The following is an 8,298-nucleotide window of genomic DNA, read 5'->3' on the forward strand; positions in this document are numbered from 1 at the left end:
GCGTGACATATCCAACCTATCTTCAGTATCCAGAGTTAATAAGATCTCCGGCAAACCATCGATGCCATGTCGAACAACGGTTCCGGAATCCGCGCTGCGTTGCGCCCACCTTGCCTCTGTTTGATCGACCATCCCCAGGGGTACAGCTAAGAAAAAACCGGCACAATCCTCAGAAACGGCGTCATACTGCTAAACGCGAGCCTTCACCCTTGGTCTCAGCAGACATCGTCAAGGCTTTCGACAAAGATGTCGTTCGTCATTTTTACTCAACGCCCTGAGTTGCCCCACGCCGTGAGTTGCCCCACGACCCGAGTTGCCCTCCCCATAAACTTTCGTGCACGGAGTTCGGTCACCTTCCTCAAATCAAACGGAAACGGAGCCGCCAGCGGCAATAACCACAATCTCGGGAAACGGGTCGACAACAACCAACCCCCTCTATAGGATTGGTCGAGTTGTTAAAGCGAAGAACCGTGTCGCGTAATGAGACGAGGTGCCCCCAGACGGGACGGAATTTGCAAACATTTCGAAAATTTTACAATTGAACTGGACTATTGGCGGGCATTGACCCAGAACGGGTATTCAGCTGGAGAGACGCTAAAGCGTTGCGGAGCAACACGTTTCAGTATTTTTCCAAAAATTTCTGACCGAATTGGTTCGGTTTGGCCCCAAATTTCCTGTATCTCTACGTTGGTCAGTTAGCCGGTAGTTAGTTTTCACTGCGAAGGCACAAGCCAAGTGGATTTCGCGAGAAATTGCCTAATCCTTAGAAAAAAGTGAACATCCGCCGGATTTAATTGGTCAAAAGTGGAAACGTAGTGTGCGTTTTTCGCGTACTATGAGTGAATGCCAATGGCAAGGAGTCGTTGGTGGTTTCGCAAAGTGAAGTGAGAGATGGAAAGTTTTTTTCCAACTGCATTTTTCGGAAGCGAGACAAACAGTATCTTGCCCTACGGATAGGGTGATACCCGGGCAACACCGGTACGAAGTCGAGCGATCCGCCGGGGTCGCAGGGAAGTCAATCGACATCACGTACCATAGCACTGGGAAGGGAATGGCGATGCACGAAGAATATCGCGACGCAAAAATTCAGGAACTCCGTGATCAGCTGACTCGATTTGCCCCCAAGGCAAAGAAGGTCGAGCAAGCTGCTCTTGCAGAAAAACTCTGCAGCGAGATCGAGCCGAATCGGCCGTACTCGTTTGATTACCTTTGTTTCCGCATCACGAACTATCGTCCTGAAAAGCCAAGTCGACATAACGTCGAAGCGGCCGATCTGAAGCACGATCTTCATCTGTTGATCGAAGACCTCAGCGATTCGGCCGATGTGGCCGTCAATGAGTTCAGCGAACCGGTTCATACCGTCGATGACCTGAGCCGTTTGTTTAGCGTTTCCACCAAGACGATCAGCCGTTGGCGAGATGCCGGCTTGGTCAGCCGCCGGTTATTGTTCGGCGGACGCAAACGCGTCGGATTCTTGCACAGCAGTGTGGAAGCCTTCATTTCCAAAAACCGCGAAAAAATTCGTCGCGGTGAACGTTTCAGCCAACTCAGCGATGATGAAAAGAGCGAGATGGTGGAACGCGCCCGGCAATTGGTCGAAGGCGGAGCGAGTTTGTCGGACGTGACTCGGCAATTGTCTGAACAAATGAATCGCAGTCCGGAAACGATTCGTTACACGCTTAAGAATTTTGATGCCGATCACCAACAATTGGCGATCTTCCCCAACCATCGTGCGACGTTGACCGACGACGACAAACGAGCCATTTTCAAATTGGCGACGCAAGGAGCGTCGGTGTCGCAGTTGTGCAAACGATTTAAGCGGACCCGTTCGAGTGTCCAACGCATCTTGTTGGATATGCGAATGCAGCACGTGATGGAGTTGCCGTTGGACTATATGTACAACGAAGACTTTGACGCTCCGGCACGGATTCTCGAAGCCCGCGAAGCTGAAATCTTGGCACCGTTGCCCGAAGCCACCACGCCGCCACGCAAAGTCCGCGTGCCGAGCGGATTGCCAAGCTACTTGGCCGCTCTGTATGACGTGCCGCTACTGAATCGTGAACAAGAATACCACTTGTTCCGCAAAATGAATTACTTGAAACACAAGGCTAGCCGGTTACGAGACAGTCTCGAAACCGCCGGGGCATCGCGTACTGCGGTGATGGACCAAATTGATTCGCTGTACGAAGAAGCGGTCAAAGTGAAGAACAAGATCGTGCAAAGCAATTTGCGTTTGGTCGTCTCGATCGCCAAGCGTCACGTCGCCAGCAGCGATGACTTTTTCGCCTTGATCAGCGATGGCAACATGTCGTTGATTCGTGCCGTGGAAAAGTTTGATTACTCACGTGGCAACAAGTTCAGCACCTACGCTTCATGGGCAATCATGAAAAACTTTGCTCGCACGATTCCCAGCGAGTTCAAACATCGAGATCGATTCCGTACGACGACCGAAGAATTATTCTTGTCGCGTCAAGACGATCGACTTGATCCGTACGCCGAAGAAACGGTGCAGCGTTCACGACAACGCGAGCTGTCAAAAATATTGGACCGCCTGGATGAACGCGAACAAAAGATCATTACGGCTCGCTTCGGCCTCGGACGCGGCAACGAACCGCTCACGCTAAAAGAGGTCGGCGACGAGATGGGCGTGACCAAAGAACGCATTCGTCAACTCGAAGTCCGAGCGCTGATGAAATTGCGTGAAGCCGCCAACGAAGCGAAGATCGATGTCGAACTAGGCTCGTAAACCCTCGCCGTAATCGAATTTCCTCAAAAACCTCGCGTCGCGATTCCAATCGTGGTGCGAGGTTTTTTTGTTGGTTACGAACTGCGTCTTGGTTACGAACTGCGTCCCGGCAACCGCACCGCGAAACAAACCTCGCAGCGATTGCGAGCGAGTTGCCGAATTTGAACATCGGTCGCTCCCCACGACTCGACCTTTCTCCGCCACGATTCGATTCGCTCCGCAGCGTCGTAATCCCCCAGCTTGAGTGTGATCAACAGACCGCGGAAATTGCTGTTACGATTGCAAACCACATTGGCGACGGTCGCCAGCGTTTGGTTGGGTGTGACACTGGAATCGACCAGCATCCATTTAGCGCCGCGGAACTCGCGGCGTGGCAGATCGTCGGCGCGGGCGACGATGTGCCGGAAATGTGGATGCTGGGCGATACGCGGATCCATCTCGGCTGGATCAATCCCAATCACATCCATCCCCAGTTCGAGCAGACGGCCACAAGCGCCCCCGGGCGCCGACCCGATCTCGACGGCAAGATCGCCTCGCTGCATTTCAAAACCACTCCACTGGATCGCTTCGGCGGCTTTATAGTAAGCGCGCGAGACCGGTTCTTCGGCCAAGTCGATTGGTTGGATGCCTCCGGGCCAACGTGTTGGCCACGTCTCGGCTTCGTGCGTGCCAATGAACCAATGCGACGGATCGAGCAACACGACATCGAGGATCTTTTCGCCCGGTTGGGCGACGCGGTTCGGAGCGTCCGAGCGAATCCAATCGGCTCCAACCTTTGCATAGATTTCCTCAGCGATCGCTCGCGAGACTTCGTCAATCCCCGGTTCAAAATCGAATCGGCCGATCGGGGCACGGTCTTTGGGCCAAAGATGCAATTGGTCAAACCGAAACTCGTGGGGATAACGCTCTTCGAGCAAGCCGCGGAGCGTGTCAATCAGTGACGCTCCATTGGTTCCGCGTGCTTGCCCCAACGAAGACGAGGAGGTCCGGATAAAGATTCCTTTGGGCGGATTGCGGGCTTCGTCATGCTTGGCGGTAACAAACCCAGGCCGCGAAAAGGCAAGTCGCCAGCCTTCGGATGTGATCGATGCTTTGACCGCTTTTTCGGCCCCATAGGCGCAACACATCATTGCGAACGAGGGAGCTGATGACGGAGCCGTTAGTTTGTCTTTCTTATTCACTGCGAGACTTTGCGGTTATTCGTTGCGGGGGGATCACGACGAAATGCTGCGAGTCGCTCAGCGACTCCGGGAATCAATTTCGCCGCGTTTTGATGGTAAATTTTCTTGAGCACGTCGTCCGGCAAATCGATGCCGTCGATCGTCCACATGCCTTGCGGGGGAGGCACTTTTTCGCTGTACGGAAAGTTTTCGTCCCGCGTTTCAAAGAATCGCCAGTAGTAACGAAGCCTTGCTTCGGGCCACGGGCCGTCGGTCCCAAACAGAATCCGATCGGCATAACGAATGATGAAGTTGCGTGCGGTATACGGTTGACGTCCAAGTTCATTGATCCGCGACGCCGGCTCGACCCACAGATTGGGATATTGATCCAACCATTGCCCGACGGTGGCTAGGTCTTCGGAATTGTTGGCCATGTGGGCGCCGATGAACTGCGTTTCAGGATGACGAGCGATCACGCGGTTGCGATCCGCCAGCAGCGAGTCACGCGACGGGAACTTGTCGCCATAAAAACTCCAATCGGGATGACGACTCAGTTCTTCCCAGCGTTCATTGGTTTCATCAATGGGATCAAAGAAGGCGGCCGGGTCGGCGGTGTGAATAATCACAGGAATCTGCAGCTCGCCACAGGTCTGCCAAATCGGATCCCAGCGAGGATCGTCAATCTTGATTAGCGATCCGTCGGGATTTTTGTAGCCGAGACCAAATCGTTTAAATATTTTCAATCCACTGACGCCTCGACTCACGGCGTCACGCAGCTTTTCGCTGGTCCGCTCGGCGAAACCACGACGGTGGCAATCCCAGCTAGCCGGATCATCGGCGGCTCCGTCGCCTTGCCAATCAATATTGGCGTAGATGACAAAGCGATCGCGATAATCGGTCCATAGCTCTTTCATATGGGCATCAAGCTGGTTCCCAAGTTTGCCGTCCAACGAGACGCACACGGCGATCTGGTTGCGGTCCATTAATTTGACAAAGTCATCGATCGCTTGTGAATTTCCCCGCAGCTTGTAATAGAAGTGAGTGTGCACGTCGACAACGGGAAATGCCGCGTGGGTGCGGGGGTGGGAGGGGACACGAAGCTGGCTTTTGGGGCGAAAGTTTCTCAGTAAAAGTTCTCGGCCGTCACGTCCGTCCAGCGGAGCAACCGGGGGGGAGGAGAGCATGCTGGTTTCGACCGACTCAGGCGACTTGGGTCTCTCGGGCGTCTCAGGCGTCTGTCCGTCGGCGATGGAGCTTGCCAACGGGACGACGAACACCCCCAGCATCGCAGGAACCATCATTGGCCAAGCCCACGCCGCTGCGACCGGGAAGATGCGGAGGTTGGTGAAAGATTTTTTGGGGATGCGAGTGATTGGCACGTTCTTGCGACTACACCTCGTTTGGGCGGCAGTCATCCGAACATTCTCCGGTACAATAACGTCGTTTAAGTTAACCATCATCGTCTTGGGTCATTGAATGTCATTGGTTGGTAAACGCGGGTGAACATGGATCGAACGGAGTACCAGACGGCAGGCGGCCAGTCGGCAAGCCAAAAACTCTCGCTAGAGGCAACCACGCCCCCCGCGGAAGTTCCCGGCTATCGGCTGCAACAATTTCTTGGCGCCGGTGCATTTGGTCAAGTTTGGGTCGGGCTCGATTTGAACACCGGACGCAGCGTGGCCGTGAAATTCTATCTGCACCGCGGGGGTGTCAATTGGTCGCTGCTCAGTCGCGAAGTCAAAAACCTTGTCCAACTTTCCGCGGATCGCCACGTCGTGCAAGTGCTCGAGGTCGGCTGGGACGCCGTTCCACCCTATTATGTGATGGAATTGGTTACCGGCGGATCGCTCGAAGACTTCCTTGAACATAACCACCAAATGCCGGTAACCGAAGCGGTCGACATGTTCCGCAAGATCGTGGTGGGGCTGAATCATTGTCATGGCAAAGGGGTACTGCACTGTGACCTGAAACCTGCCAACGTATTGCTCAGTGACGACAACGAGCCTCGCTTGGCCGATTTCGGGCAAAGCCGAATGTCGCATGACCAAACGCCTGCGCTCGGAACGCTTTTTTACATGGCTCCCGAGCAAGCCGATTTGAATTCCAGCCCGGATGCCCAATGGGACGTCTACGCAGCGGGAGCGATTTTGTATCGGTTGCTGACGGGAACGCCTCCGTATCGCGACGAATCGATCGTCGGCGAGATCGATACCGCGGGCTCGCTTCCCAAACGACTCGAGCGGTATCGCGAAGCGATTCACAAAAGCGATCCTCCCAACGGGCATTTCTTGGTGCGTGGCGTGGACCGCATGTTAGCCCGGATCGTCAACCGATGCCTCGCTCCGAACCCAGCTGATCGTTACGAGAATGTTCAGCAAATCCTGCAGGATCTAAATCGTCGCGACCGCACCCATGCGCGTCGCCCGCTGATGTTGTTGGGCATTGTCGGCCCGCTGTTGGTTTTGCTGGCAACCGGAATTTTTGCCGCACGCAGTGTCGAGCACGCAAGCCAGAGCACGATCAAGGCGCTTCGCCAAGAAGCGTTTGGCAGCAATCAATTGGCGGCTAAATTTGCTGCACGCACGCTCGAAAGCGAGATCGAACGCTACTTTCAAGCCGCGCGAACCGAAACACGCGGTCAGGAACTTCGCCAACTGTTGCAAGAATCATTCAATCACCCTGAGATGAAATCATCACGCAAGATCATTGGATCTTCGCGTAGCAGCGAGACTGAGAAGATCGCCGCCCGCGAGGCGATACTCGACGCGGAACCGCGACTCCGGATCGACCATTGGCTCCGTGAACGCCTGCAGCGGTACGATGATCCGTCCCCCTCATCGCGCCGGCCGCGTTTTGCCACGATGTTTATCACCGATGCGATGGGAACGATCATCGGAATCGTCTACGACGAAGCCATTCCACGATCGCAAAATAGTGCCGGGCGCAACTTTGCATTCCGTGGCTATTTCCACGGCGGACGGAATGACCTCGCTCCGGAAACTCCACCCGAAACCATTGCCCCGCTCGAACGCACTCACTTGTCGGCGGCGTTTCAAAGCACCGCGACGGGGCTTTGGAAAATCGCGGTGAGCACTCCGATTTATTTCACCGACGACCACACCCGCCCCGATGCCGTATTTGTAGCCACAATCAATCTTGGTGACTTTCAGTTGCTGCAAAGCGAACAGGGAGCAAATCAGATCGCGGTGCTGATTGAAGCACGCGAGGGACCGATGCGTGGCACGGTACTGCAACACCCCTTGATGGACCAGCGGCGTGAAGCAGGCACAACGCTGGCGGGCGAGAAATTCCAAGTTGATGCAAAATTGATCGATCGCATTATGGAAGGAGGCGATGTCGACTATCGAGATCCCGTTTCCAACTGTGTCGACGGTAAACCTTACGCGGGTGATTGGATCGTCGCGATGCAGGCAGTGGAATTGCCGAATCCTGATGGTCTAGGGCTGGACCAAGAAGGTGAACCATCAAAAGAAACTACCGATTTGTTGGTGCTGGTCCAGTACCGGCTTTCGACCGTCATGGCGCCGGTGGGGCAAATGCGTTCAGTGCTGTTGACCGAAGGAGCCGCAGCAATCGCATCGATCTTGCTCGTGACCGTCATTTTGTGGATCTTCGTGCAACGTACGGGCGAATCCAGGGTCGCCTCGGAAAGCGTCCCGGACAAGGACACGAGTGATCGAACTGGAATGACCGAAACCATTGCGGTTTGATGCTCCGAAAAGGTTCTCACTCGCTTAAAGCTCGCCCCTTCAAAAGGTTCTCACCAGGAAACAAAATGGCTGATCCCAACAAGGATGTCGACGAACCAGCGGATGACGACGCTCCGCTGCAATCCGCGTCCCAGGACAACAACCAAGAAAACGGCAATACCGACAACGACATGGCGAAGGCCAACAACGACGCGGCACAGCAGAGTGACGAACCGTGGATCGACGATGGCGAAGAACTATCGCTCGATGATCTCGGCGCGGCCTATGCGCGGGCCGCAGCCAAACATGATCCCGAAGCCTTTGCCCCCAACGAGGAGGACGACGAGGCTGCGAACGAATCAGATGCTGGTGAGTTAGAAGCCGCATTCGAAGATGAAGCGGACGCCGAAGTAGACGAGTTGGTAACGCCCGAAGCAATCATCGAAGGGGCACTGTTTATCGGTCACCCTGAAAACAAACTGATCACCGAACAGCGACTTGCGGCCCTGATGCGTGAGGTCACTCCCGAAGAAGTGGTTGAGCTGATCGCGAAGCTGAACCAGTCGTATCGGGACGCGGACCAAGCGTTGCGAATCATTCGTGATGATCAAGGTTACCGGATGACGATTTCACCGGAGGTCGAGAATGTGCGAAGATCCTTTTCGGGAAAAATCCGCGAAGC

Annotated in this window: 5 protein-coding genes; 3 read left to right on the forward strand and 2 right to left on the reverse strand. The window is 54.7% G+C overall.

The features are described 5' to 3' along the window. Nucleotides 1–1,057: 1,057 nt before the first annotated feature. On the forward strand, nucleotides 1,058–2,746 hold the full coding sequence (locus ABX962_RS23420; protein WP_372722821.1) for a sigma-70 family RNA polymerase sigma factor: 1,689 nt from the start codon (nucleotides 1,058–1,060) through the stop codon (nucleotides 2,744–2,746). Nucleotides 2,747–2,838: 92 nt separating this feature from the next. On the opposite strand, the gene ABX962_RS23425 is transcribed toward ABX962_RS23420, so the two are convergent. Together ABX962_RS23425 and ABX962_RS23430 are read right to left on the reverse strand one after the other, a co-directional pair. Then, entirely contained in the window at nucleotides 2,839–3,876 is a 1,038-nt protein-coding gene (locus tag ABX962_RS23425; RefSeq protein WP_372722823.1) for an SAM-dependent methyltransferase, read from the reverse strand. 47 nt (nucleotides 3,877–3,923) lie between these two features. Further along, nucleotides 3,924–5,321 carry an amidohydrolase family protein gene (locus ABX962_RS23430; protein ID WP_372722825.1) on the reverse strand — a complete coding sequence of 466 codons (1,398 nt, stop codon included), beginning with the start codon at nucleotides 5,319–5,321 and terminating at the stop codon, nucleotides 3,924–3,926. A 90-nt stretch (nucleotides 5,322–5,411) separates the two neighbouring features. On the opposite strand from ABX962_RS23430, the gene ABX962_RS23435 reads away from it, so the two are divergent. Continuing rightward, complete coding sequence (locus ABX962_RS23435; protein WP_372722827.1) at nucleotides 5,412–7,637, forward strand: serine/threonine protein kinase; 2,226 nt, start codon at nucleotides 5,412–5,414, stop codon at nucleotides 7,635–7,637. A 65-nt stretch (nucleotides 7,638–7,702) separates the two neighbouring features. Continuing rightward, a partial coding sequence (locus ABX962_RS23440; protein WP_372722828.1) for an SMC-Scp complex subunit ScpB occupies nucleotides 7,703–8,298 on the forward strand: 596 nt, incomplete at its 3' end.

Origin of the sequence: Novipirellula sp., assembly GCF_041583735.1 — a bacterium.
Lineage (GTDB): Bacteria > Planctomycetota > Planctomycetia > Pirellulales > Pirellulaceae > Novipirellula.

Bases quoted from the DNA above. Each gene is read 5' to 3' on its own strand.
- ABX962_RS23420 (WP_372722821.1), top strand. From the start codon at position 1,058: ATGCACGAAGAATATCGCGACGCAAAAATTCAGGAACTCCGTGATCAG.
- ABX962_RS23430 (WP_372722825.1), bottom strand. From the start codon at position 5,321: ATGACTGCCGCCCAAACGAGGTGTAGTCGCAAGAACGTGCCAATCACT.
- ABX962_RS23435 (WP_372722827.1), top strand. From the start codon at position 5,412: ATGGATCGAACGGAGTACCAGACGGCAGGCGGCCAGTCGGCAAGCCAA.
- ABX962_RS23425 (WP_372722823.1), bottom strand. From the start codon at position 3,876: ATGATGTGTTGCGCCTATGGGGCCGAAAAAGCGGTCAAAGCATCGATC.